Here is a 24,720-nt window from a genome sequence, read left to right as displayed (position 1 = left end):
GGTTCGTTCGCTGCGCTCACTCACGACGTTGATGGTTCGTTCGCTGCGCTCACTCACGACACACGCACCCTGGGATCGAGAATCGCGTACACGATATCGGAGAGCAGACCCGACACCAGTACGACAAGACCGGCGAACGCCGTCACCGTGACGACGACGTAGAGATCCTGGGCGTTGATCGAATTGACCAGCCATTCGCCGACGCCGTGCCAGCCGAAGATCTTCTCGGTGAAGGTCGCGCCGGTGATCAATCCGCCGAGGCTGTAGGCGAACAGCGTCGCCATCGGGATCAGTGCGGTCCGCAGGCCGTGCTTGTAGAGCGCCTTGTTGCGGGTCAGGCCCTTGGCGCGGGCGGTGCGGATGAAATCGCTCTGCAGCACATCGAGCATTGCATTGCGCTGATAGCGGCTGTAACCGGCCATTGCCCCCAGGGCCAGACCAGCCGTCGGCAGCACCAGATGCTGGAGGCGGTCGAGCAACTGCGGGAAGAAGCCGTTGATCTTGTTCGCCGAGGTCTCGCCGGTATAGAGGAAGATCTGCGAGCCGGTCAGCGTATTCACTTCCAGCGCACCGTATTTCAACAAGGTGGCGAGCAGGAACACTGGCGTGCTCAGTACCAGCAGGGATACGACCGTTGTGAAGTAGTCACTGAATTTGTATTGCCGGATCGCCCCGGCCGCACCGATCAGAACACCGAGCACCGTGCCTACGATCGAACCGATGATCAGCAGCCGCAGACTCACCAGGACCCGGCGCGGCAGCTCCTCACTTACCGGCTGACCGGCCAGCGTCTGGCCGAAGTCACCCTGCGGGATACCCTTCAGCCAGCTGATATAGCGCTGTGGAATCGGCTCGTTGAGATGCAGCTGTTCGGCCTTGGCATCGATCACCGCCTGCGGCGGACGTGGATTGCGCTGTTCGAGACTGTCCAGCGGCGTGAACGTCAGCGACGCCAGACTGAACGTCAGGAACGAAGCCAGCAGCAACAGCACGACATAATTGAACGCGCGTCGTAGCAGGAAGCCGGTCATCAGTCCTCTGGTCCTACGGCTGGTCGGGCCAGCATCGAGTATTAGCCCCTGATCATAAGGACGTGCGTGCGAGCGTGTGTGACACGCGTGAGATCGGCATGTCCTCGATTATGAGGAGACCGGTGCATCCAGGCTTTTCCCGGCGCTCTTAGGGGGATTTCATGAGTTATCCGCAATATGAGCCTTATCCATCGGTCCCGGCACCGGCACCCGGCGGTGGCACCGCGATCACGGCCGGGGTGCTGGCGAGTGTCGGCAGTGCTGGCCAATTGCTCGGCGGCGGTTTCAATATCGTGCTCGGGCTGAGCGACCTCGGCCGTGATCTCGCGGAGTACGACTCGACCGGCTTGTTCGCGCAGAGCTGGTTCAAGACCTACCTGCTGGTGACCGGTTCGATCGCCGTGGTCACGGCGTTCCTACTCGGTGCAGGCGCGGTCATGATGTTCACCAGGCGGCCGCTCGGTCGGGTACCCGTGGTGGCCGGATGTGCGGTGGTGGTGTTCGCCGGTATCGCGGGGTATGCGATAACTCTGCGCTACACCGCCTCGGGCGGTAGCGCGGCCGAGATCAGTGGCGGCATCGGCGGGCTGTTCGGGCTGATCTTCCCGATCGCGACCGCGGTGCTCGCACTCGTGCCGCCGACGACGCGCTGGCTCAATTACAGTCCGGTGGCCGCACCGCCCGTCGCGACATACCCGTACGGACCAGTCGCGCCGCCCACGGGGTATTCGTCCGGAGCTGCTGGGCCACCGGCCGGCTCTTCGTCCGGAGCTGCGTGGCCACCACCCGTCGCGACGTACCCGTACGGACCAGCCGCGCCGCCCGCGGGGTATCCGTCTGGTGCTGCTGGGCCACCGGCCGGCTCTTCATCCGGCCCGACGCCGTATCCGCCGTCGCCCTATCCGCAATACGGTCCTTCAGCTGATGTCCCGGCTGCGCAGCCGTATCCCCAAGCGGGGTATTCAGGTACCGATCAGGCGGACGCGCAGCCGCAGTCGGGGGCGAATCCGCAGGCAGCGCCGGTTTCCCCGCCGTCGAATCTGGTGAAACGGCAGTCCGATCCGACGCAGGCCGAGGACTCCCCGTGGCGGCGTCCGCCGTCGCAGTGATAGCCGCGATCGCGCCGAGATGGTCTTCCGGCAGGATGGAATAGGTGACGCGCCTGCACCTGCCCAAGCCGAAGATGGTTGCCACCGATGTGGACGGCACCCTCATCGATCACGACGAGCGGGTCACCGCGCGAACCAAGGTGGCCGTGGCCGCCCTGATCACCGATGGGGTGCCGTTCGTGCTCGCCACCGGACGGCCGCCGCGCTGGATCGATCCGGTGGTCGAGGGGCTCGGCTATGCGCCACTGTGCGTCTGCGGCAATGGAGCGGTGATCTACGACAGCGCCGCCGACCGGGTACTCACCAGCCGGACCCTGGACGTCGATACCCTCGCCTGGATCGCCGACCTGGCCGAACGCGCACTGCCCGGCTGTGGCCTCGCCGCCGAACGCGTCGGTGAGAGCGCCCATGACGCCGTGACGCCACAATTCGTCAGTTCGCCGGAATACGAACATGCCTGGCTGAATCCGGATGACACCGAGGTCTCGCGCGCCGAGGTCATCGATGCGCCCGCGATCAAGATGCTGGTTCGACTACGCGGCGCCCTCAGCGCCGATATGCGCGCGGTCCTCGAACCGCTCATCGGCGACCGCGCCGACATCACCTACTCGACCGACCACGGCCTGATCGAAGTTTCCGCACCCGGTGTCACCAAGGCCTCCGGCCTGGCCATCGTCGCTCAACGCCTCGGTGTCGAGCATTCCGCGATCATCGCATTCGGCGATATGCCCAACGACGTTCCGATGCTGAGCATGGTCGGCCACGGCGTCGCGATGGCCAACGCGCATCCGGAGGCGATCGCCGCTGCGGACGAGATCACGGCAGCTAACAACGAAGACGGTGTCGCGCAGGTTCTCGAGCGCTGGTGGGTCTGAACCGAACCCACTGCATCCCAAGGATTCCGCAACGTAAGTGTGTGTACCTCCCGCCGAGGGGCGCTGAGTGGCCCACCAGCACCGCGCGATCGTCTGTGTCAGCCCGCCGGTGCGGGGGCTGGCGCCGCGACGTGGCCGACCGAGTTGCGGTTGACCTGATGCTGGTAGGTGTCGTTGTAGGTCTTCCAAACGGTGGTGACGATGCCGGTCAGCTGGTTGAGAACCAGTGAGCCGTACTGGAAATCGGTGCGCAGTCCGTTCGGTACCGGGTAGGTGTTGCTCATCGGCCCCCCGAGAACCCCGGCATCCCCGCCGAGGGCGAGGAAGCGATCCAGGATCGCGCCGAGCACCTCGAATATCTGACCATTCGGTGCGGTATAGACGTACCCGTTGACGAACTTCGCGTACTGCTGCCCCTGCGCGGCGGGCATCGGCTCCGAGGTGGCCGCGCCGAGCGGACCATCCGGACCGCCTTTATCGGCCCAGTGCTTGGCGATCGGATTCTGATTCACCATGCCGAGCAGCTTGGCCGTGAGTGCGGCCAGCGCGGCGATATCGGTCTGGGTCTGCGGGGCGATCTGCATTTGGGGCTGCTGGGTGGTCGGCGTTTGTGCCTGCTGTTGTGGCTTGGTGGCGGTGCCGGATGATGCCGATATGCCCGCCGCGATATCCCGAATGCGGTCCATATCCGCGTAGGCGGAGTCACCGGGGCAGCTGGTATTGCCGACGTCGCGGTGCGCGAACACCACCGGCAACCGAACCGCCTCACCCTGCGCATAGGAGGTGAAATCGGTGCCCTCGGAATACATCGTGGTGTACCCCTTGGGATCCAGCCCGGCGATCTTGGACCGCCACCCGATGAACCGGCCGATCGCATTGATCGCCTCTTCCGACGGTTCCTCGGACTCGTAGTTGCCCATCAGCGCGACGCCCGCGGTGTTCTCGTTGAATCCACCCGCGTGCGCGCCCTGCACCGGGCGATCAAGTCCGCCGAAACGGCCCTCGAAGATCTGGCCGTACTTGTCGACCAGCGCGTTGTAGCCGATATCGCACCAGCCCAACGTTTTTGCGTGATACGTGTAGATCGCGCGGACGATGCCCGCCGATTCGGCCGGGGTGTAGTCGTTGCGGCCCGCGGTGTGGTGCACGGTGAGGCCGCCGAGCTGGTCGTCGTAGGTGGGTTCTTCGCAGCGGATGGATTCGTCCGCGCCCCACTGGGATCGGCTGATGACATTGGGTCCGCCGCCGGGCAGCGCCGCGGCGACATTGTTGAGCGTTCCGTCGATCGCGCCGCGGCCCGGATCGATCAGCACGGCCGTCAGTTCGGCGGCGGTCTGGGCCGGATCATCCGAGCGCCCGGCGGCCGGGGTGGGCAGCATCGGCACGGCGCCCTCCGCGTCACCCGCGACGGGGGGATGAGGCACGTTCGCCACGGCCGGCTTGCGGGTCACCAGGATCTGCACGGACTTGGTATTGCCGACGTAGATCGGTTCGGTGCCGGTGGAGCCGCCGGTCGCCCGATCGTTGCGACGGGTGTCGACGGCTTCGGTGTCGTACCAGGAACCCCAGGTGCCATCGGACTGGCGGGCCCGCACCAATGCCTTGGTATTCACCAGATCGTGCGCGGTCAGTGCGACCACGCTGAACGGGGTATCGCGGCTGACTTCCTTGACCTGTGCGCCGACCTGGCTGAGGAGTTCCGGCGGGACGGCGCCGGGTGCCAGTGCCGGCGTGTCGGGGGTGACGTCGGGCTCGACCTGGGTGGGATCGGCGATGAAAGCGGCTGTGGAACGGCCTTGGGGTGGTTGACCAGTGGTGCCCTGAGTTGGTGAGGGGGTCTGAGCTGGGATGCTCTGGTCTGGAGTCGATTGACCCGGGATGATCTGGTCGGTTGTCGATTGACCAGGTGTGGATTGACCGGGAAGCGATTGGCCGGGGGTATCTTGGCCCGGAATTGTTTGGCCGGGCAGTGACTGGGTGGGGGTGTTTTGGCCCGGGATGGTTTGGCCGGTTGTCGATTGACCTGGCGTGGATTGACCGGGAAGCGATTGGCCGGGGGTGCTTCCGCCCGGAACTGTTTGGCCGGGTAGCGATTGGCCGGGAACGTTTTGGCCGGGTACCGATTGGCTCGGTGTGCTCTGTCCGGAATCGAGCTTGGGTAGTGGAATTTCCTTCGGTAGCTCGACGCCGGGTGGCAGCGGCAAACCTTCGGGAACCGGAATGGATTCCGGAATCGGCAGCATGCGTAGATCCGAAAGATGCAGATCAGGCAGGTCGAGACCGGTGAGTTCGCGCAGCGGAAGGGTGATGTCGGGGACCGTGGTCAGGACCACCTCGGCCAATTGCGCGGGGATTGCGGCGGGATCGCTACCAGTTGTCGGACGGTAATCGGTCGAGTCGCTCAGCGTGAAAGTCGCGAGCGGGGCCGCTACCGCAAGTGTGGTGACAACCGGGAGTACGTAGGAACGTTTCGGTTTGCGGTACGGCACGAGCATCTCCAATCAGGTCGAACCGGGCGATCATCTGCATGGATGTCAGGGTTGCTTCCTGATGCATCAACAATCACACTAGTTTACAACTGTCACATATCTAAACCTCTGGTTGAGGATTATTCGATTGCTCGAATGTAGCTCTCGATTTGCGACCAGATGGGACGACATGCCGACGGGTATCGAACCGACCAGGTCCCGGAAAACCGTGGGAGTGAACGGATGCGAAGCAAGCGGCACCGGAATGACACGACGCGGAGGGAGCGAAAATTGCGACTGAAAACGAGTGCGCCGCGCGACCGAATTGGTCGGCGGCGGATATCGGGAACTCCGATTTCCATCCGTCCGGTGCTGGTCACCGGTGGTGCGGCCGTGTTGGTCGGCACCGTACTCGCGTTCTGGGTCTGGCCGGGCGACGCCCATGTCCGGCCGATGGCGGGGCCGGGCCACGGGCGCGGGATGAGTCAGGTCGGCGCGTTCGACAGCGCCCTCGAGGGCTGGGCCGCCGAGCGAATCCTCGATCACTACTACCCGGGCGCGACGCTCGGCAAAATCTCGGCGACCACCGTCGGGGTGCGGCTGTTCGCCCAGGACGACTCGACGCTGGACGCCTATGCCGACGCCGGATTGCGGGTCGCGGGCCAAATGCTGCCGCGAGGCCAGGTCGCGCATCTCACCGCGCTGCCCGACGGCGGCGCGAATGTGGTTGTCACGGCGGGCTGTGACGGTGAGGTGCTGTGGCAGCGGGCGACCGCCGACCCGTGGATCTACCCGCTCAACCCGCGTCCGAACCGTCCCGCCGCCGAACATCTGACCCTGTGCGGCGGTTCGGCATATCGCGGCTCACTCGGTGTCGCGATGGAAAACGGTAAGGCGCGCACGGTGAATCGCGTCGATGTCGAGGACTATCTGCTCGGCGTCGTCCCGGCCGAGGTGCAGGCCAACTGGGTCGACAAGGGCGCGACGGAAGCTCTTCGCGCACAGGCGATCGCGGCACGTTCGTATGCGCTTGCCGAACACCGTTACTCGTACGCGCAGACCTGTGATAGCACCGACTGCCAGGAGTATCCCGGCACCGCCAAGGAGGATCCGCGCGCGACTGCTGTCATCGCGTCGACCGCGGGAACGGTGCTCTTGCGCGACGGCCGAATTCTGCGTTCGGAGTACTCCTGTGCACCGGACGGTGGAGAGCCTGCCGATATCTACGCCTTCGATGTCGGACCGACCCCCGCCGAGCTCGGCATCCCGGTGGTCGGCGCGGCAACACCCGTGGATCCGCGCAAGCAATCTCTCGTCGCCGAATCTCCGATCGATGCCGAATACCGCCGGATCGGCGGCGCGAGCAGTCCGGTCGGCCAGCCACTCGGCCCAGAGCTCGCCCTACCCCAAAACGCCGGCACCTACCGGCTTTTCACCAACGGCGTCATCATCGCGACGCCGACGCTCGGCGCCCAGGTCGTCGACTTCACGACGCTGATGCAGCTGGTGCCGGACACACGTGAGGACAAGCCGCGCAGCACCGCCCCGCCGGGCAGCAACGAGCGCGCCACACCGCCCGGCGCGAATAGCGCACCCAAGAGTGCTGTGCCCGATGGTGGTGCGAGCGGTTTACCTGAAAGCGTGCTACCCGGAAGCGCGGCGCCGCCTGGCGCGAATGGTGCGCCTTCAAGCGTGCTGCCCGGAGGCAACATATCCCCCGAGGGCGCGTTGTCCGGTGGTGCGAATGGCGCGCCTGAGAGTGCCGTGCCCGGGAGCGTGCTGCCTGGCGGCGATATTTCGCGCGAGGGGGCGTTGTCGGGTGGTGCGAATGGCGCGCTCGGGAGTGCCGTGCCCGGGAGCGTGCTGCCTGGCGGCGATATTTCGTCCGAGGGCGCGTTGTCGGGTGGTGCGAATGGCGCGCCTGAGAGTGTTGTGCCCGGGAGCGCGCTGCCTGGCGGCGACGTTTCGTCCGAGGGCGCGTTGTCGGGTGGTGCGAATGGCGCGCCTGAGAGTGTCGTGCCCAGGAGCGCGCTGTCTGGCGGCGACGTTTCGCCCGAGAGCGCGTTGTCGGGTGGTGCGGACGGCGCGGCTGACAGTGCCGGGCTGGGCGATGTAGCGTCCGGGAGCGTGCTGCTCGGCGGGAAGGTCGCGTCCGGGAGCGTGCTGCCCGGCGGCCACGTTTCGTCCGAGAGTGCGTTGTTGGGTAGTGCGAGTGATGCGGTGGCCGGTCGCAACGCCTGGTCCGAGGGTGCGGTGGCCGGTGGTAACGCCTTGTCCGTGAGCGCGGTGCCCGGCCGCAATTCCCCGCCTGGGAGCGCCGCGCCCGGAAATGGCATGTCGCTGGGATATTCAGCAGCACCGGGCAGCGCCATCGCACTGGAGGCCTCGGTCCCGCCCGGGACCACCGTCGCCCCGACCACCGCCTCAACGCCGACCCCACCACCCCCACGTGTTCCCGTAATCCCCTCGGCTGCACCGACAAGCGAGGGATCGGAGCTGAGCGAAGAGCTCTAATCGCATTACGTGCCTTTTGCGGGACCGCTGCCTCGGGTCATTGTGCGGCTGCGGCTCGATCGCCGCAGCTGTCGCGTCGACTAATTCGCCTGAGCGGGTCGGAGTTGAACGAAGAGCACGAGTCGCTTATCCGCGCGCTCAGGCTGTGCCCCGTCCATGGGTTGCCATAGGTATGCCCGATGGCCGGACGTTGCTATCAGCGAATCCACTTGTGCGACAGGAGTTATAAGCGCAAACGGGCATTCGTCGAATCAGGATGACGCGGTGTCGCCCAGCGATTCGGCGAGCGTTCGCAGTAGATCCGCCAGGTGGCCGCGGTCCCGCTTTTCCAGTGCGGCGAGGAGGCGCTGCTCGTTCTCCATGTGCAAGGGCAGCAGTTCGTCGATCAGGGTGCGGCCCGCCTCGGTGAGTTGGACGCGGATTGCTCTGCGGTCTTGCGGGCATGGCGCGCGCTCGACGAGGCCTTTGGCTGCGAGGCGGTCGATGCGGTTGGTGATGGCGCCGGAGGTGAGCATGGCGACTTGGTTCAGCGCCCCTGCGGTGAGGCCGTCCGTGCCGCTGGAGCGGCGCAGGGTCGCGAGCATGTCGAATTCCCAGAACTCCAGGCCGTGTCCGGCGAAGAACTTCTTCAGTTCCTGCTCCAGCAGGCGCGACAGGCGCTGGATGCGGCCGATCACCGCCATCGGTGACACGTCGACGTCCGGTCGTTCCCGGTTCCAGTGCTCGGTGAACAGATCGATCGCGTCGGCCACGGCATTCCTCTCGATAGCGATTATCTCAACATTCATCTACTTGACGGCGAGGTATGCCAGCGAGTAGATATTTCAACGTTGAGATTATCAATCAGGAGCGACCAACATGACAACAACCACCGCCGCGCGTGACTCGTATGCCGGCACCCTGGCGCTCGCCGCACTCGCCCCGATCACATGGGGCTCCACCTACGCCGTGACCACTGAATTCCTGCCGCCGGACCGCCCGCTGTTCACCGCGCTGATGCGCGCACTGCCCGCCGGACTCGCGCTGCTCGCCATCACCCGCGTACTGCCGCGCGGGGTCTGGGTCGGGCGCGCCGCCGCACTCGGCGTCCTCAATATCGGCGCGTTCTTCCCGCTGTTGTTCCTGGCCGCCTACCGACTGCCCGGTGGTGTCGCCGGAGTGCTCGGCGCGGTTGCCCCGATGTTCGCACTGGCCTTCGCCACCGTTGTACTCGCCGAAAAGCCCAGCGGGCGCAAGGTGATCGCGGGTCTGATCGGTGTCTTCGGTGTCGCGCTTGTGGTGCTGCGCGCCAATGCGCAGCTCGATACGGTCGGTGTCATCGCCGGACTCGCCGGCGCGGCGTCCATGGCGATGGGCACCGTGCTAACCCAGCGCTGGGGTCGACCCGAGGGCGTCGGACCGCTCGCGATCACCGGCTGGCAGCTCACCGCGGGTGGCCTGTTCATCGCACCGTTCGCCTTCCTGGTCGAGGGCGCGCCGCCCGCACTCGACGGCCGGGCCGTCGGTGGCTACCTGTACCTCGGTGTCATCGGCACCGCGCTGGCGTACTTCCTCTGGTTCCGCGGCATCGCCAAGGTGCCCGCGACCTCGGTCGCCTTCCTCGGACTGCTCAGCCCGGTATCAGCGGCTGTGATCGGGTGGATCGCGCTCGGCCAGGCGCTGAGCCCGCTGCAGGTCCTCGGTCTCGGTATCGCGCTCGGTGGCACGTTGCTCGGCCAGATGGCCGCCAAGCCGCGGATCGCGCGCGCCGTGGTCATGCCTCGGGTGCCGGTCGGGGCACGTTAATGGGTTGACCTTGACGCTACGTCAACTTGCAAGCTAGTTGTACCGACGAGAAAGAAGGGAGAACAGGTCATGCGAACGGACACTGAATGGTCCATCCAGGATCTGGCCAAGGCGGCTGGTACCACCAGCCGAACGCTGCGCCACTACGGGCAGCTCGGGCTGCTGCCGCCGAGTCGGATCGGCACCAACGGCTACCGCTACTACGACCAGGACTCCCTGGTTCGGCTGCAACGCATCCTGCTGCTGCGCGAACTCGGCCTCGGCCTTCCGGTCATCGCCGAAGTTCTAGCGGGCGAACAGGACACCGCCGCCGCACTGCGCGCGCACCTGGAACTGCTTCGGCAGGAACAGGATCGGATCCGGCGCCAGATCGAGTCGGTGACCACCACGCTGCACAAGACGGAACGAGGTGAACAACTCATGGCAGCAGAGGTTTTCGACGGTTTCGACCACACTCGGTACAAGGATGAGGTGATCGAACGCTGGGGCAAGGACGCCTACGAAAGCGGCGACCGCTGGTGGCGTTCGCTCAGCGAGGCGGATAAGCAGGCGTACTTCCAGACCCACCTGGATATCGCCGCCGACTACGGCCGAGCACACGCCACCGGACTCGCCCCCGACAGCGACGAGGTCCAGGTCATCGTCGCGCGGCACTACGACTGGATCGGGATCGGTTCCCAGCGCCGCCCGTCCTACGAGTACTTCACCGGACTCGGCGAAATGTACGTCGCCGACCCGCGGTTCGCGGCCAACTACGACGTACACGGTGACGGCACAACCGAATTCGTGCGTGACGCGATGAAGGCGTATGCCGAGGCCAACCTGCGATAGTTCGACGGGGTTCTCGTAGCCCACGCACCTGATAGCAGAGTGCCCGCACGCGATTGTTCGTGCGGGCACTCGGTGATCTTGCCCGCCTTCGCGCGGGCGCTTTTGGCTCTCACCTCGCTGTCGACCGATCGGGGGATCGCGGCCGAATCGACAACACCGCGTCGGGCGCGACGGCCGTAGGATCGGATCGTCCACAAACTAGTGGGGAGGAGTGTCGACGATGCTTTACCGGAGTGGGGATCGGCCGCCGAGCGGGGTGGTCGCGCAGATCGGTGCGGCACTCGCGGTGCTGTATGGGTCGGGGAGCGTGCTCGGCGGCACATTGCTCGTCGTCGACTTCATCGACAATCGAAGCCGGTTCGACAATTCGCTCGTCATCTTCACCACGCTCGGGGCGGCGCTGATGGCCATTGTCATGATCTTCGGCGGTATCCAGCTGTGGCGTCAGAACGAGACCGGGCGCTACACCCTGATCGTCGCATCCGGCCTATCACTCGCGATCGGCATTGTCGGACTTGCCGTTTCGCTCACCGATTACGAATTCGGCCTCGGTATCTTCTGGTGGTCCACCGCCGACCACCCGCTCTGGGTGTCCCCGTTCCTCGGCCTGGTCGGCCAGATGACCGCGCTGATCCAGGAAAACCTGCTCCGCTGCGCCATAGACCTCGCCCAGCCCCTCCTCATCCTCGTCCTGTGCGCCAACAAATACGCCGCCCGCTGGACCGCCGCCCGCCCCACCCACCCATCACATCCCGCGCTGACCTACTGACCGCGCTCGCATCGAACGAAACCCGCACGGCGCGGTACAGTTCAGCGATCGAAGTGGGGAGGGAGATCTCGATGGGTTACCCATATGGCCAACCGGGTTATGGCTATCCGCAACCCGCGTACGGCTATCAGCAGCGAGCGAGTGGTGGCACTGCGATCACCGCCGCGGTCATCGCGGTGATCGTCGGTTTGCTCGGACTTGTCGGCGTGGTCATCGGACTGTTCGTCGCGATCGACGAGAGCAACAAGTCGCACGAGTACGGCAGCTACGCTCCGGCCGCCCCGGCGGTGCCCGGCTACATCTACGGCCTGATCGCGCTCGGCGGACTCATCGCATTTCTCTGGCTGCTCGGCGCGATTCTGCTATTCCGCCGCAGCACGGCAGGCCGGGTGATCCTGATCATCATGTCCTCGCTCAGCCTGATCGGCTCCGCGATGAGCATCGCCACCGGCAACCCCGCTGGTGCCGTCGTGGGGGTCATCCCCTTGACCATCCTCATCTGCGCTTCCGTGGGCTCCACCGGACGTTGGATCGCGGCAGCCCGCGCCCCCTACCCGCCGCAATATCCATATCCACCCGCCCCGATTTACGCTCAACCCCCGCAATACCCCCACTACTGACGATCAGTTCGTGGTCGAGCAATTGCGGTTCGCGCGGTAACGCTCTCGCACAACGAAAGCGGGGGAGCTGATGAGCCATCCGTACGGCCGGCCACATATCAGCCCGGCCACTACACGTAGCCGCGGCAGCCTCCTGCTGGGCAATCACCGTAGCCGTCTAATGAGCTCGGCCCACAGGTTGTTTCGGCCGCACTGACGTACTCCGGACGAAGTGCCTCGGGCGCTAACCCTCGAGCGCCTGCATCAGTTGATCTTCGGTGATCGGGGGTACTGGGAGGGGGTGGGCGGCGGTGGCTCGCAGGCCGTCCAGGATCAGGGCGAGGTGGCGGCGCCAGGCTTGGGGGGCGATTTTGGCGGTGGCTTCGATGATGCGGGTGTGCGACCAGGTGATGAAGGCTATGTCTTCCAGCACCCAGTCGGGGCGCAGGGCGCCGGATTCCTGTGCACGGGTGATGATTTGACGCATCAGGCCGTGGCCGTATTCCTGGGCGCGCGCGATCGCGGGGCTGGGGGCGCCGCGTAGGGCGAGGTCGCTGAGTAGGCGGTCGGCGGCTTGGAGTTCGCAGACCTTCTCGACGAGGTAGACGAAAGCGTCCCAGGGGTCCTGGATTTCGATCGCCTCCCGGGCGATGCGGCCGCCCGCCTCGATGCGGTCCTCGACGGCGGCGGCGATGAGGTCGTCGCGGGTGGGGAAACGGTTGTAGAGCGTGCCGATGGCCACGCCGGCGCGGGCGGCGATCTCCTTGAGTGGTGCGTCCAGGCCGCGTTCCTCGAAGACCTCGCGGGCGGCGTTGACGAGCGCGTCCCGATTGCGTTGGGCGTCGCTGCGTAACGGCTTGTCCACGGGCATTCGCCGATCCTACAAATCCGATACCGGATTTATCTTGAGCATAGGTTCAACTTAATGCTACCGTCGACGCTAACTTGAACCACTACTCAACTTAGCGAGGAAGTATGACCAAGACGATCGCGATATTCGGCTTCGGCCCAGGGCTCGGCATGGGGACCGGACGGCGGTTCGGCCGGGAAGGGTTCCGTGTGGCGGTCATCGGACGGAATCCGGAGAAGGCCCGCGCGCACGTGGCGGAACTGGCCGCCGAGGGCATCGAGGCCGCGGCCTTCCCGGCCGATCTCACCGATGAGAAGCAGCTGTACGGCGTGGTCGATGACATCACCGACAAGTTCGGGCAGATCGACGTCGCGATGCATGGCGCGGCGGGTGACGCGGTCAATCGCATCCCGACGACCCTCGATGTCGATGCCGCTGATCTGCGCATCCCGCTGGAATTGAAGGTCTATTCACCGATCTGGATGACCCGCGCGCTCGCGCCCACGATGATCGAGCGCGGTGAAGGGGCACTCCTGTTCTCATCCGGATATTCGGACAGGTATCCGGTCCCATATCTGTCCAATTTCGGTGTCGCGCTCGGCGCGCAGCGCACCTACATTCGCCAGCTCGCCGTCGAACTGCAAGGCACCGGCGTCTATGTCGGCCTGCTCAATATCGGCGCGCTGATCGGCAACAGCAAGGCCGAGCGCCTGGTCGACGAGCAGCCGGAACTGTTCCCGGCCGGGCTCGAGATCGTCCGGATGACCAATGACGAACTGGGCGACCACTATTGGCGCATGTACACCGACCGCGACGCCGTCGAGTCGGACATCGGCTTTCCGGAGTAGTTCAGGGTGGCGGCCGCCGGATCGCCCTGCGGTACGACTCCCGATTCGAGGCCGAGATATGGGTCGAGCTGGTCGGCGGTGCGGCCGCCCGCTATCTCACCCTGTCGGGCCGATGCATCGATGCCGCCGAGGCACTGCGCATCGGCTTGGTCGCGGAGGTCGTACCCGTGGCGGAGCTGATGGATACTGTGGGCCGCCTCGCCGGAGATATCGCACGTGGTCCGCGCGAGGCGCTGATACCCACGAAGGCGAAGACGGTGCGGCGCATGGGGTCGCTCGAAAGGGTCAGCGTTGGTGTAGTCGCCCAACCAACGCGAGTCCACGAAACTGGACAGATGATCAGTTTGCGTGAATATGTAATAGCCGCCGAGTTGCCGCGGCGTAGTCGTTTCGGCTAACACCAGGAGAAATCCCGATGGCATCCGTCGGTGACTGCGCGCAGGTCGTGACTCCACCCGGCCCGCGCGCGGACTTCCGATACGCTGGGCACCCGTGACCGTCGCATCGTCCCCGGGTAACTCCGCAAACTCCGCCTCACAGTTCGATCTGATCGTCGTCGGCTCCGGATTCTTCGGGCTGACCGTCGCCGAGCGCGCCGCCAAACTGCTCGGTAAACGGGTATTAGTGATCGATCGTCGCTACCACCTCGGCGGCAACGCCTACTCGGAGCCGGAGCCGCAGACCGGGATCGAGGTGCACAAGTACGGGGCGCACCTGTTCCACACCTCGAACAAGCGGGTGTGGGACTACGTGACCCAGTTCACCGAATTCACCGGCTACCAGCACCGGGTCTTCGCGATGCACAAGGGGCAGGCCTATCAGTTCCCGATGGGCCTGGGTCTGATCTCCCAGTTCTTCGGCCGCTACTTCACCCCCGAACAGGCGCGCAAGCTGATCGCCGAACAGGCCTCGGAGGTCGAGACCAAGGACGCGCAGAACCTCGAGGAGAAGGCGATCTCGCTGATCGGCCGTCCGCTCTACGAGGCGTTCGTCCGCGATTACACCGCCAAGCAGTGGCAGACCGATCCGAAGGAACTGCCCGCGGGCAATATCACCCGCCTGCCGGTGCGCTACACCTTCGACAACCGCTACTTCAACGACACCTACGAGGGTCTGCCCAAAGAGGGTTACACGAAGTGGCTGGAGAATATGGCCGCCTCCGAGCTCATCGAGGTCCGGCTCAACACCGACTGGTTCGACGTGCGCGAGCAGATCCGCGCCGAGAACCCGGATGCCCCGGTCGTCTACACCGGACCGGTGGACCGCTACTTCGACTACAGCGAGGGCGAACTCGGCTGGCGCACCATCGATTTCGAGACCGAAGTGCTCGAAACCGGCGACTTCCAGGGCACCTCGGTCATGAATTACAACGATTCGGATGTGCCGTACACCCGCATTATCGAACCGCGGCACTTCCACCCGGAGCGCGACAGCTACCCGAACGACAAGACCGTGATCATGCGCGAATACTCCCGCTTCGCGCAGACCGGTGACGAGCCGTACTACCCGATCAATACACCGGAGGACCGCGCCAAGCTCACCGCGTACCGCGAGCTGGCGAAAAAGGAAACCGCGACGGCGAAGGTGCTTTTCGGTGGTCGCCTCGGCACCTACCAGTACCTGGATATGCATATGGCGATCGGCAGCGCGCTCAGCATGTTCGACAATGTCCTCCGGCCGCACCTGGAGTCGGGCGAGCCTCTTTCGGACCAGGAGGCGTAGATGAGCGACACTGGCGAAGCCCCGCTCATCGAAGCCGACCGGGTGCGGGTGTCCCGCACTGACGCTGAAAGCAACGAATGACCTCCCAATCGATTTTGGAAGACATGACCACCGAAACCCGCGCGAAGTCGCTGCTACAGCGCATTATCCTGCCCCGACCGGGTGAACCGCTGGACGTGCGCACCCTCTACCTGGAGGAGTCGCCGACCAATGCCCGGCGTGCGCACGCCACCACCCGTACCTCGCTGTCGGTGGGCGCGGAGTCGGAGGTGTCGTTCTGCACCTACTTCAACGCGCTGCCCGCGAGCTACTGGCGTCGCTGGAGCATGCTGAAGTCGGTTGTGCTGCGGCTCGAGCTTGCCGGGCACGGTCGCGTGGACGTCTACCGCTCGAAGGCGGATGGCTCGCGAATCCACGTGCAGGGCAAGGAATTCGCGGTCGCGCTCGCGGGAGCGCAGGGCCCGGATGAGGCCGCCGAGCGTGACCACGGAGGGACCAGGGAGCGCCGCCGATCCAACACTGCTACCGAATCGGTGCATGTGGAATTCGAAGCCGATCTCGGCCCATTCGAGGACGGCGGCTGGATCTGGTTCGACATCACCACCGATACGGCGGTCACGCTGCTCTCGGGTGGTTGGTACGCACCGGTCGAGGCGCCCGGTGCGGGCACAATCGCGGTCGGCATGCCGACCTTCAACCGGCCGAGCGATCTGGTGAAAACCCTTGGCGCGCTGGGCTCGGATCCGCTGGTGCTGGAGAAGATCGCCGCGGTCATCGTCGCCGATCAGGGCAACCGCAAGGTGGTCGACGAGCCCGGCTTCACCGAGGCCGCCGCGGTGCTCGGCGATCGGCTCGCCATTCGCAATCAGCCCAACCTGGGCGGTTCGGGTGGCTACAGCCGGGTCATGTACGAGGCGCTGAAGACCACCGACGCCCAGTACATCGTCTACATGGACGACGATATCGAGATCGAACCCGATTCGATCCTGCGCGCGTTGGCCTTCGCCCGCTTCGCCAAATCGCCCATGCTGGTCGGCGGGCAGATGCTCAACCTGCAGGAGCGCTCACACCTGCACAGCATGGGTGAGGTCGTGGACCGCGGCATCTTCATGTGGACCTCCGCGCCGAATGTCGAATACGACCACGATTTCTCGAAGTACCCGCTCAAGGATCGCGACAACTCCAAGCTGCTGCACCGGCGCATCGACGTCGACTTCAATGGCTGGTGGACCTGTGTGATCCCGCGTCAGGTCGCCGAGGAGATCGGTCAGCCGCTGCCGCTGTTCCTGAAGTGGGACGACGTCGAATACGGGCTGCGCGCCCGCGATCACGGATACTCCACGGTCACTCTGCCCGGTGCGGCCGTCTGGCATATGGCCTGGAGCGATAAGGACGACGCGATCGACTGGCAGGCGTACTTCCACCTGCGCAACCGTCTGGTGGTCGCCTCGCTGCATCTGCCGGGCAACGGGCGCGGCATGGTCGTCAACACCGTCAAGGCCACCCTGAAACACCTACTCTGCCTGGAGTATTCGACGGTCGCCATCCAGAACTTGGCGATCAAGGACTTCCTCGCCGGACCGGAGCGCCTGTTCCAGTTGCTGCCGAGCGCGCTCGGCGCGGTGCACGAAATGCGCAAGCAGTACCCGGATGCGGTCATCCTGCCGTCGTCCACCGAACTGCCGCTGGCCAGCCACATCGGCGTCGGCGCGGTCGGTGAACCGGCGAATCCGATCGCCAAAGTGGTCCGCCTGGCCAAGGGCGTCGTGCACAACTTCCGCGCGGCACATGCCGAGCATCATGAGCGTCCGCAGCTGAATGTGCCTACGCTGGACGCCCGTTGGTTCCTGCTCTCGCAGATCGACGGCGTCACCGTCACCACCGCGGACGGCCGTGGCGTCGTCTACCGCAAGCGCGATCCGCGTCAGGCCCTCGGCCTGTTCAAGGAGGCCATGCGGCTGCGCAAGGAGTTGGCGGCCCGCTTCCCGGAGATGCAGCAGCGCTACCGCGCCGCCCACCCGACGCTGACCAGCACGGCGGCCTGGGAGAACGTCTTCGGTATCGACACGAAGGATGAGCAGTAGTGAGTCTGGAAGCCACCGCCGCGGACGACAACACCGCGGTACGCCCGAGTGCGAACGGACACGGCGGCCCGGTATCCGCGGTGCCGTCGGCGCCGCAACCGCCCGAAGTCAAGATCATCAACGCGGTTCAGGCCACCATCGGCACCAAGCCCGAGGTGATCAAGGCCGCGCGTGGCATGTCGCATTTCGGTGAGCACGCGCTCGGCTGGATCGGCATCGCGGCGGCGGGCTGGCTCGTCGACAAACCGCGGCGTCGGCAGTGGGCCGGGGTCGCGGTCGGCGCGGTCGGTGCGCACGCCGCATCGATCGTCATCAAGCGCATCGTCCGTCGCCCGCGGCCCAATGATCCATCGGTGCAGGTCAACGTCTCGACGCCGAGCAAACTGAGCTTCCCGTCCTCGCACGCGACCTCGACGACGGCAGCGGCGGTGTTGCTCGGCAGACTGACCGGGCTACCCTTGCCTGCGGTGCTCGTCCCACCGATGTTGCTCTCCCGGGTTGTGCTCGGGGTGCACTATCCCTCCGACGTGCTCGCCGGTTCCGCGCTCGGCGCCGCGTCCGCCGCTGTTGTGCTTGCCGCCGAAAAGAGACTCGATAGTGACCGCACAAGAAAAGACCTTGGTTGACATGAGTGAAGAGCCGACCAGCACGGACCTAGCCGAAGCAGTAGTCAAAGGCCCGCCCAAGACACTGCCCGGCGGGCTGTTCAAGGCGGTCCGCCCGCGTCAGTGGGTCAAGAACGTGCTGGTGCTCGCCGCGCCACTGGCCGCCGGTCCCGATACGGCCACCGACTTGACCGTGCTCGGTCACGTTGGGCTCGCTTTCGTGGTCTTCTGCATGGCGGCCTCGGGCATCTACCTGGTGAACGACGCACTCGACGTCGAGGCCGACCGGGCGCACCCGACCAAGCGGTACCGCCCGATCGCCGCGGGCGTCGTCCCGGTAAACCTGGCCTACCTGCTCTCGATCGTGCTGCTGCTCGGCTCGATCGCCGGATCGTTCCTGGCCTCCTGGCATCTGGCCGTGGTGATGACCGTCTATATCGGCATCCAGCTGGCCTACTGCTTCGGCCTCAAGCACCAGGCGGTGCTGGATATCTGCATCGTGTCCTCGGGCTTCCTGCTGCGCGCGGTTGCCGGTGGTGCGGCCGCGAATATCGAGCTGTCGCAATGGTTCCTGCTGATCATGGCGTTCGGCTCGCTGTTCATGGCCGCGGGTAAGCGCTACGCCGAACTGCAGATCGCGCTGAGCACCGGCGCCAAGATCCGCAAGTCGCTGGAGTACTACACACCGACGTATCTCCGCTTCATCTGGACTCTCGCCGCGACAGCGGTAGTGGTGTTCTACGGCCTGTGGGCGTTCCAACAGGACAATCTGAAGCACACCAATTGGTTCGCAATCTCGATGATTCCGTTTACCATCGCAATCCTGCGTTACGCGGTCGACGTCGATGGCGGCGAGGCCGGTGAACCCGAAGAGATCGCGCTGGGGGATCGCATCCTCCAGTTCCTCGCAATCGCCTGGATCGGAGCGGTAGGTGTCGCTGTCTATCTCACCTGACGAACTGTTGGTAGAGGGAGTGGAGCGAACAGAACAAGTAACGAAGGAGCCGGCCGAAGGGCCGGCTCGTTCGGCCTTGTGGTTCGCCAGGCTATCCCGAGCCACCTTCGTCGGTGGGATCGCACTCACTGTCGTCCTATTTTCGGTCGGCGCCTGGCAGCGACGTTGGATCGCCGACGACGGCCTCATCGTGCTGCGCACGGTGCGGAACCTGTTGGCGGGCAACGGACCGGTTTTCAACGAGGGCGAGCGCGTCGAGACCAACACCAGTACCGCGTGGACCTATCTGGTGTGGTTCTTCAGCTGGCTCACCAAGGCCAGGCTGGAGTACGTCGTACTCGGTGTCGCGCTGACGGTGTCGATGTCGGCGATCGTCTTCGCCATGCTCGGCGCCGCACGGCTGTGGGGCGGTACGAAAACGGCACTGCTGCTGCCGGCGGGCGTATTCGTCTACATCGCCCTGCCGCCCGCCCGTGACTACGCCACCTCCGGTCTGGAGAGCGGTCTGGTCATCTGCTGGCTGGGTCTGCTGTGGTGGCAACTGGTGCGCTGGAGCCAGACCGAGCGAGTGAAGCTGCCCGCGCTGTTCGGGCTGGTGTTCCTCGCCGGCCTCGCACCGCTGATCCGTCCGGAGATGACGCTGGTCGGCGCGCTGTCGCTGCTGATGATCTTCCTGGCCCCGATGCCGCGGTCCCGGCTGCACCCGATCGTTTTGCGCGGCTTGATCGTTGCCGCCGCCGGACTGGTGCCGATGTGCTACCAGGTCTGGCGGATGGGCTACTACGGCCTGCCCTATCCGAATACCGCGGTCGCCAAGGACGCGGGCGGCGCCAAGTGGGGTCAGGGCTGCAAATACCTGTGGGATCTGGTCGGTCCGTACTACCTGTGGGTGCCGCTGCTGGTGCTGCTGGTGCTCGGTGTGGTCGCGGGCCGCTCGTCGCGTTCCGCCAAGGAATCCGCCGAGCGCGGCTGGACGGTGCGCCGGGTCCGTGAATGGCTGCACTCGCCGAGCGCGGTGGTCGCGCTCGTGCTCGGCAGCGGATTCGTCCTCACGATCTACGCCCTGCGCGTCGGCGGTGACTTCATGCACGGCCGGATGCTGCTGCCGCAGCTGTTCTGCCTACTGCTGCCGGTCGCCGTGGTGCCGCTGCGGCTGCCCGAGGGCGGCCTGCGAGCGGTGACAGCCAAGAATTGGTCCTTTGCGGTGATCGCGCTCGCGCTGCTCGGCACCGCGGGCTGGGCGCTGTTCGCGGCCAACACCACGGCCATCAAGTCCGGCACCAAGATCAGTTCCTCCGGCATCGTCGACGAGCGCGTCTACTACGTCCTCAATACCGGCCACGACCATCCGATCCTGGCTGAGGACTACCTGGACTACCCGCGCGTGCGGGCCATGGTGAACAACATCGCCGAAACCCCCGACGGCGGTCTGCTGCTGAACTCGCCGTCGTTCATGTTCTGGTACGTCGCGCCGCCGCCGCAGCCGATTCCCGAGGGTGGCGCCGGACATACCGTCTACTTCCTGAACCTCGGCATGACCAGTATGAACGTCCCGCTGGACGTGCGCGTCATCGACCAGATGGGCTTGGCCTATCCGCTGGCCGCGCACACCGACCGGCTCACCGACGGCCGGATCGGCCACGACAAGAGCCTGTATCCGGACTGGGTCGTGGTGGATCTCGGCATGGTCGACCGGCATCCGTGGATGCCCTGGTACATGGACGAGAAGTGGGTCACCCAGGCGCGTACCGCCATGAGCTGCCCGGAGACCGTGGCACTGAATATCTCCTACCGTGATCCGCTCACCTGGGGCCGCTTCAAGCACAACCTGATCCACGCACTGCATTTCGCGAAATACCGGATCGATCGCGTGCCGAAGTACGAGATCGAGCGGTGTGGGTTAGTTGACCCGTATCCTCAACCGCAAAGGTAAGACGCAACTCCTGTCACACTGGGCCCATGGATCTCCGTGGGCTCAGTTCTTTCACTGACCAGGGCAAATAAACGTGGCGCATATCGCTTTATCTCTTTTTGATAACGTCACCGCATCGATGAAGCGATATGGTACGTGGGAACGCCCGTCGGGGCGTCCGATTCGACATGGCCCATCCAGTGGTCAACGTAGAGACGCGGTCGTAGTACGACCGCATAACGAAAGGCCGTAAACCAGATGCGAGGCGTGATCGGGCGAAGGACGCAGAATGGACGTCTGAAAACCCGTAGAGCCATTTCGTGGCTCAAGCGGTCGGTGCTGATGTCGCTGGCTATCTTGCTGCCGCTCGGGGTGTCAGTAGCAGGTCCGGCGGGTTCCGCGTCGGCTGCGTTCAACCCGGACGGCTTCGATTTCTGGGTCGACTCCAGCATGGGTCCGATCAAGTCGCGGATCTTCCGCGCCGCGGACGGCAATACCGGCCGCGTGGTCTACGCGCTCGACGGTATGCGGGCCCGCGGTGACCTGAGCGGCTGGGAGAACGATACCGAGGTCGCCCGTGAACTGACCAAGTGGAATATCAATGTGGTCATGCCGGTCGGCGGCCCGTCCAGCTTCTACGCGGACTGGAACGCGCCGGGTAACTTCCTCGGCCTGAGCACCGGTTCGTCGGGTTCGGCCAACGGTTCTTCCTCCGGGTCCGCGATGACCGGCTCCTCGGGTTGGAACGAGACTCTCGGCAAGTCGAACACCTACAAGTGGGAGACCTTCCTGACCAGCGATCTGCGCAATGCCCTGCGTGATCGCCTCGGCTTCAGCCCCACCCGCAACGGCGTCTTCGGCCTGTCCATGGGCGGCAGCGCCGCGCTGACGCTCTCGGCCTACCACCCGGACCAGTTCGTCTACGCCGGTTCGTATTCCGGCTACCTGAACATCTCCGCACCGGGTATGCGCGAGGCGCTGCGCGTCGCGATGATCAGCGCTGGTGGCTACAACATCGATGCGATGGCGCCGCCGTGGGGCCCGCAGTGGCTGCGCATGGACCCGTTCGTCTTCGCGCCGCGACTGATCCAGAACGGCACCAGGCTCTGGGTTGCCGCCGGCAGCGCACTGCCCGGTCCGGCCGATGCCAGCTCGCCGATCGATGTCATCCAGGGCACGCCGCTGGAGGCACTCGCGCTGGTCAACACCCGGGCCTTCCAGGTCCGGATGGCGACACTGGGTGCGCAGAATGTCACCTACAGCTTCCCGTCTGTCGGCATCCACAACTGGCACAACTGGGAGTCCGAGGTCTACCGCATGATCCCGGACCTCTCCGCCAACATCGGGTAATCCGAGACCTGCTCGAAACCGCCTGGCGTGTTCGCACGCCAGGCGGTTTTTTGTTTGCTCGCATCCGTCCGAAACCCCCGTTGACAACGAATCAGCTGCGTGATGCCTTCGGTAGTTGTGGGGTGAATCACTTTCCAGCAACATAGAAGCATTTGCTGGAGGTTGATGTACAAAGAGCATGCATAGAGGTCGAATCGTCCGTTTTGAGTAGGACGGTGCGTCTGTATGCCCGATGAGGGGTCGGCCGAAGTCGCTAACTATTTGCTGGCTGGCCGTCCGGATGAAAGGTCGAGTCGAATGCGAAGTGTGCGCTGGAAACGTAGGCCCCCGCGTCGGGACCCAGGATCTGCCTCGGGTTACTGGGCAAAGAAATTGGTGTTCGGCGTGGCGACGGCCATGCTGTTACCGCTCGGGATCTCCGTGGCGGGCATCGGCGCCACCGCATCGGCTGGCTTCGACCCGGCGGCCTTCGACTTCTGGGTCGACTCCAGCATGGGCCCGATCAAGACCCGAGTGCTACGGGCCGCGGACGGCAATACCAACCGTGTTGTGTACGCGCTCGACGGCCTGCGCGCTCCGGAGACGTTGAACGGCTGGGAGATCGAGACCAACGTCGCCGAGCAGATGGCGAGTTGGAATATCAACGTCGTCATGCCAGTCGGTGGCATGTCGAGCTTCTACGCCGACTGGAACGCGCCCAGTGAGTTCTTCGGGGTTCCCGCGGGCTCCGGCTCGAACTCCGGCTCCGGCGCGATGAACGCGCTCTCGGGTGGTCCCGGCAAGAGTTATCGGTATCAGTGGGAGACCTTCCTGACCAATGATCTGCGCTGGGCGCTGCGCGACCGGCTCGGGTTCAACCCGAACGGCAACGGTGTCTTCGGGCTGTCCATGGGCGGAAGCGCCGCACTCACACTGGCTGCCTATCATCCGGACCAATTCAGGTTCGCGGGTTCGTACTCCGGCTTCCTGAACAACTCCGCGCCAGGTATGCGTGAGGCAATCCGGGCGGCGATGCTGGACGCGGGCGGCTACAATGTGGACTCGATGGCGCCGCCGTGGGGCCCACAGTGGCTGCGGATGGACCCGTTCGTCTTCGCCCCCAACCTGGTGCGTAACGGCACCAGGCTCTGGATTGCCGCGGCTAGCGGATTGCCGACCTCTCAGGACGGCCCGAGCTTCAACACGCTCTACGGCATGGGCCTGGAATCGTTGGCGCTGGCCAACACTCGGGCCTTCCAGGTGCGCATGGCGACGCTGGGTGGCGGTAATGCCGTCTACGATTTCCCGGCCTATGGCGTCCACGCCTGGAACAACTGGCAGGACGAGTTCAACCGCATGCTCCCGGACCTCTCCGCCAACATCGGTTAGTTTTACGCACCGATCGGACCGCCTGGACGCCAGGCGGTCCGTTTGTTTTGTCCGGGTTCATCTATTTGTTCGCTTGTTGTCTGGGTGATCGCTGGGAAGTGTTCGGCGCGGTATGTCCGATTTCGGTCCGTAGTTGGAGTCCGCAGCGACAAATTCTCCGGATTTCCTCACGGTCCGGCACGGCGGCGGCATTTCGTTCGGGTGCGGTTCGAAGATTTGCCTATAGAAGAGCGATAACGCTGAGACCTTCTGTGCGCGGGAGGCATCGGTGCGGAGTGTCGATCCTCATGCGCGACAACAGCGAACGGTGCTCGCATGGGCGGAAGGTCGAATCGATGCGGCCTCGCGAACTAGTTGCCGGTGGTTGGCTGCGGCGGTCGGTGGTCGGAGTGGCATTGGCACTGCCCTCCGGAATAGCCGCTGTCGATCTCAGCGGCTGGGAGATCGAAACCGAGATCTGCCGAAGTGGAATATCTGTTGTGGGCGGCAGTGCGACGCTGACGCTAGCGGTATATCACCCGGACCAATTCCGCTATGCCGGTTCGTTTTCGGGCTACTCGAATATTTCGGTGCCCAGGTATGCGCATGGCGCTGCGGCTGGCATTGCTGGAGCCGATCACGACCCCTGCCTTCCGGGTCCGGCTGGATCCCCAGGCCCGAGGAACGCGGTCTTGCGCTACCCCGCGGTCGGCGTGCACGCCTGGTGCTACTGGGCCGACCGAGCACTCGGGATGGTGCCGGATCCGAGCCGGTACTCCCGGGCAAGGATTGGGACTCCCTAGTGACCCCCTAATCTTTGTCCGAAATTCCCGTTCCGACACGACATCTCCGGACGAACGCGATAAGGTCTCCGCACGATCACAGCTTGTGAACGGGCGGAATTCGGTCACTCGAATACCCCGGTCTTGCTAAGGCTTCGCATGTCGAATAACCTCCAGCGAGCGCAAGTGTGACCAGATCGTTGTAGCGCCGTCTCTTGTGCCGGAATGTCGGGTACCGGTTCGCATGTGACGCGCGTCTCGTTGGCAGCACGGGTGTTGCCCGG

The 24,720-nt window shown here is 65.0% G+C and carries 21 protein-coding genes; 17 read left to right on the top strand and 4 right to left on the bottom strand.

The window, feature by feature from the left end; all coding sequences use genetic code 11:
- Positions 1 to 53: 53 nt before the first annotated feature.
- A complete protein-coding gene (locus ACIBI6_RS28300; RefSeq protein WP_364349416.1) occupies positions 54 to 1,031 on the bottom strand; it encodes an ABC transporter permease in 978 nt (325 codons plus the stop codon).
- A 161-nt stretch (positions 1,032 to 1,192) separates the two neighbouring features.
- On the opposite strand from ACIBI6_RS28300, the gene ACIBI6_RS28295 reads away from it, so the two are divergent.
- Positions 1,193 to 2,140, top strand: coding sequence for a hypothetical protein (locus ACIBI6_RS28295; RefSeq protein ID WP_396958363.1), 948 nt, complete (start codon positions 1,193 to 1,195; stop codon positions 2,138 to 2,140).
- 74 nt (positions 2,141 to 2,214) lie between these two features.
- Positions 2,215 to 3,015, top strand: a complete 801-nt coding sequence (locus ACIBI6_RS28290) for an HAD family hydrolase (RefSeq protein WP_396958519.1) — start codon at positions 2,215 to 2,217, stop codon at positions 3,013 to 3,015.
- Between the two features lie 98 nt (positions 3,016 to 3,113).
- Here the strand turns inward: ACIBI6_RS28290 and ACIBI6_RS28285 are convergent, their stop codons facing one another.
- On the bottom strand, positions 3,114 to 5,510 hold the full coding sequence (locus tag ACIBI6_RS28285; protein ID WP_396958362.1) for an N-acetylmuramoyl-L-alanine amidase: 2,397 nt from the start codon (positions 5,508 to 5,510) through the stop codon (positions 3,114 to 3,116).
- A 342-nt stretch (positions 5,511 to 5,852) separates the two neighbouring features.
- Here ACIBI6_RS28285 and ACIBI6_RS28280 point away from each other — a divergent pair, with 342 nt between their 5' ends.
- Positions 5,853 to 7,997: a SpoIID/LytB domain-containing protein gene (locus tag ACIBI6_RS28280; protein WP_396958361.1), complete on the top strand. Its 2,145-nt coding sequence runs from the start codon at positions 5,853 to 5,855 to the stop codon at positions 7,995 to 7,997.
- Positions 7,998 to 8,248: 251 nt separating this feature from the next.
- Here ACIBI6_RS28280 and ACIBI6_RS28275 read toward each other — a convergent pair whose 3' ends face one another.
- Positions 8,249 to 8,749, bottom strand: a complete 501-nt coding sequence (locus tag ACIBI6_RS28275) for a MarR family transcriptional regulator (RefSeq protein WP_364349428.1) — start codon at positions 8,747 to 8,749, stop codon at positions 8,249 to 8,251.
- Positions 8,750 to 8,855: 106 nt separating this feature from the next.
- Here ACIBI6_RS28275 and ACIBI6_RS28270 point away from each other — a divergent pair, with 106 nt between their 5' ends.
- From ACIBI6_RS28270 to ACIBI6_RS28255, 4 genes are all read left to right on the top strand, one after another.
- The gene (locus ACIBI6_RS28270) at positions 8,856 to 9,782 is read left to right on the top strand and encodes an EamA family transporter (protein ID WP_364349431.1); all 927 of its coding nucleotides are present in this window, start codon (positions 8,856 to 8,858) and stop codon (positions 9,780 to 9,782) included.
- Positions 9,783 to 9,851: 69 nt separating this feature from the next.
- Complete coding sequence (locus ACIBI6_RS28265) at positions 9,852 to 10,613, top strand: MerR family transcriptional regulator (protein WP_364349434.1); 762 nt, start codon at positions 9,852 to 9,854, stop codon at positions 10,611 to 10,613.
- Positions 10,614 to 10,833: 220 nt separating this feature from the next.
- A complete protein-coding gene (locus ACIBI6_RS28260) occupies positions 10,834 to 11,382 on the top strand; it encodes a hypothetical protein (RefSeq protein WP_396958360.1) in 549 nt (182 codons plus the stop codon).
- 71 nt (positions 11,383 to 11,453) lie between these two features.
- Positions 11,454 to 12,002: a hypothetical protein gene (locus tag ACIBI6_RS28255; protein WP_396958359.1), complete on the top strand. Its 549-nt coding sequence runs from the start codon at positions 11,454 to 11,456 to the stop codon at positions 12,000 to 12,002.
- A gap of 223 nt (positions 12,003 to 12,225) precedes the next feature.
- On the opposite strand, the gene ACIBI6_RS28250 is transcribed toward ACIBI6_RS28255, so the two are convergent.
- A complete protein-coding gene (locus tag ACIBI6_RS28250) occupies positions 12,226 to 12,852 on the bottom strand; it encodes a helix-turn-helix domain-containing protein (protein ID WP_364349443.1) in 627 nt (208 codons plus the stop codon).
- 104 nt (positions 12,853 to 12,956) lie between these two features.
- On the opposite strand from ACIBI6_RS28250, the gene ACIBI6_RS28245 reads away from it, so the two are divergent.
- From ACIBI6_RS28245 to ACIBI6_RS28200, 10 genes are all read left to right on the top strand, one after another.
- Complete coding sequence (locus tag ACIBI6_RS28245; protein WP_364349446.1) at positions 12,957 to 13,679, top strand: SDR family oxidoreductase; 723 nt, start codon at positions 12,957 to 12,959, stop codon at positions 13,677 to 13,679.
- The gene (locus ACIBI6_RS28240) at positions 13,622 to 14,077 is read left to right on the top strand and encodes an enoyl-CoA hydratase/isomerase family protein (RefSeq protein ID WP_396958358.1); all 456 of its coding nucleotides are present in this window, start codon (positions 13,622 to 13,624) and stop codon (positions 14,075 to 14,077) included. The genes ACIBI6_RS28245 and ACIBI6_RS28240 overlap by 58 nt, the downstream gene beginning before the upstream one ends.
- A 94-nt stretch (positions 14,078 to 14,171) precedes the next feature.
- Positions 14,172 to 15,401 (top strand): UDP-galactopyranose mutase, encoded by a 1,230-nt coding sequence (glf, locus tag ACIBI6_RS28235; protein ID WP_364349451.1) that lies wholly within the window; start codon positions 14,172 to 14,174, stop codon positions 15,399 to 15,401.
- A 77-nt stretch (positions 15,402 to 15,478) separates the two neighbouring features.
- Positions 15,479 to 17,485 (top strand): glycosyltransferase, encoded by a 2,007-nt coding sequence (locus tag ACIBI6_RS28230; protein ID WP_364349453.1) that lies wholly within the window; start codon positions 15,479 to 15,481, stop codon positions 17,483 to 17,485.
- An 80-nt stretch (positions 17,486 to 17,565) separates the two neighbouring features.
- A complete protein-coding gene (locus ACIBI6_RS28225) occupies positions 17,566 to 18,111 on the top strand; it encodes a phosphatase PAP2 family protein (protein WP_040685888.1) in 546 nt (181 codons plus the stop codon).
- A 1-nt stretch (position 18,112) separates the two neighbouring features.
- Positions 18,113 to 19,045: a decaprenyl-phosphate phosphoribosyltransferase gene (locus ACIBI6_RS28220; protein ID WP_396958357.1), complete on the top strand. Its 933-nt coding sequence runs from the start codon at positions 18,113 to 18,115 to the stop codon at positions 19,043 to 19,045.
- Positions 19,046 to 19,052: 7 nt separating this feature from the next.
- Positions 19,053 to 20,978: a flagellar motor control protein ZomB gene (gene zomB, locus ACIBI6_RS28215; RefSeq protein WP_396958517.1), complete on the top strand. Its 1,926-nt coding sequence runs from the start codon at positions 19,053 to 19,055 to the stop codon at positions 20,976 to 20,978.
- A 237-nt stretch (positions 20,979 to 21,215) separates the two neighbouring features.
- Positions 21,216 to 22,307 carry an alpha/beta hydrolase gene (locus tag ACIBI6_RS28210; RefSeq protein WP_396958356.1) on the top strand — a complete coding sequence of 364 codons (1,092 nt, stop codon included), beginning with the start codon at positions 21,216 to 21,218 and terminating at the stop codon, positions 22,305 to 22,307.
- Between the two features lie 396 nt (positions 22,308 to 22,703).
- Complete coding sequence (locus ACIBI6_RS28205) at positions 22,704 to 23,675, top strand: alpha/beta hydrolase (RefSeq protein WP_396958355.1); 972 nt, start codon at positions 22,704 to 22,706, stop codon at positions 23,673 to 23,675.
- A gap of 287 nt (positions 23,676 to 23,962) precedes the next feature.
- Positions 23,963 to 24,457, top strand: coding sequence for an alpha/beta hydrolase-fold protein (locus ACIBI6_RS28200; protein ID WP_396958354.1), 495 nt, complete (start codon positions 23,963 to 23,965; stop codon positions 24,455 to 24,457).
- The last annotated feature ends 263 nt before the right edge of the window (positions 24,458 to 24,720 follow it).

The sequence above is a fragment of the Nocardia sp. NPDC050412 genome (assembly GCF_044458825.1).
GTDB lineage: Bacteria > Actinomycetota > Actinomycetes > Mycobacteriales > Mycobacteriaceae > Nocardia.
Note: the sequence above shows the minus strand (reverse complement) of the source record. Positions and strands in the feature narration are given on the sequence as shown.

Bases quoted from the DNA above. Each gene is read 5' to 3' on its own strand.
- ACIBI6_RS28300 (WP_364349416.1), bottom strand. From the start codon at position 1,031: ATGACCGGCTTCCTGCTACGACGCGCGTTCAATTATGTCGTGCTGTTG.
- ACIBI6_RS28295 (WP_396958363.1), top strand. From the start codon at position 1,193: ATGAGTTATCCGCAATATGAGCCTTATCCATCGGTCCCGGCACCGGCA.
- ACIBI6_RS28290 (WP_396958519.1), top strand. From the start codon at position 2,215: ATGGTTGCCACCGATGTGGACGGCACCCTCATCGATCACGACGAGCGG.
- ACIBI6_RS28285 (WP_396958362.1), bottom strand. From the start codon at position 5,510: ATGCTCGTGCCGTACCGCAAACCGAAACGTTCCTACGTACTCCCGGTT.
- ACIBI6_RS28270 (WP_364349431.1), top strand. From the start codon at position 8,856: ATGACAACAACCACCGCCGCGCGTGACTCGTATGCCGGCACCCTGGCG.
- ACIBI6_RS28265 (WP_364349434.1), top strand. From the start codon at position 9,852: ATGCGAACGGACACTGAATGGTCCATCCAGGATCTGGCCAAGGCGGCT.
- ACIBI6_RS28260 (WP_396958360.1), top strand. From the start codon at position 10,834: ATGCTTTACCGGAGTGGGGATCGGCCGCCGAGCGGGGTGGTCGCGCAG.
- ACIBI6_RS28255 (WP_396958359.1), top strand. From the start codon at position 11,454: ATGGGTTACCCATATGGCCAACCGGGTTATGGCTATCCGCAACCCGCG.
- ACIBI6_RS28250 (WP_364349443.1), bottom strand. From the start codon at position 12,852: ATGCCCGTGGACAAGCCGTTACGCAGCGACGCCCAACGCAATCGGGAC.
- ACIBI6_RS28245 (WP_364349446.1), top strand. From the start codon at position 12,957: ATGACCAAGACGATCGCGATATTCGGCTTCGGCCCAGGGCTCGGCATG.
- ACIBI6_RS28230 (WP_364349453.1), top strand. From the start codon at position 15,479: ATGACCTCCCAATCGATTTTGGAAGACATGACCACCGAAACCCGCGCG.
- ACIBI6_RS28220 (WP_396958357.1), top strand. From the start codon at position 18,113: ATGAGTGAAGAGCCGACCAGCACGGACCTAGCCGAAGCAGTAGTCAAA.
- ACIBI6_RS28210 (WP_396958356.1), top strand. From the start codon at position 21,216: ATGCGAGGCGTGATCGGGCGAAGGACGCAGAATGGACGTCTGAAAACC.
- ACIBI6_RS28205 (WP_396958355.1), top strand. From the start codon at position 22,704: ATGCTGTTACCGCTCGGGATCTCCGTGGCGGGCATCGGCGCCACCGCA.
- ACIBI6_RS28200 (WP_396958354.1), top strand. From the start codon at position 23,963: ATGCGCGACAACAGCGAACGGTGCTCGCATGGGCGGAAGGTCGAATCG.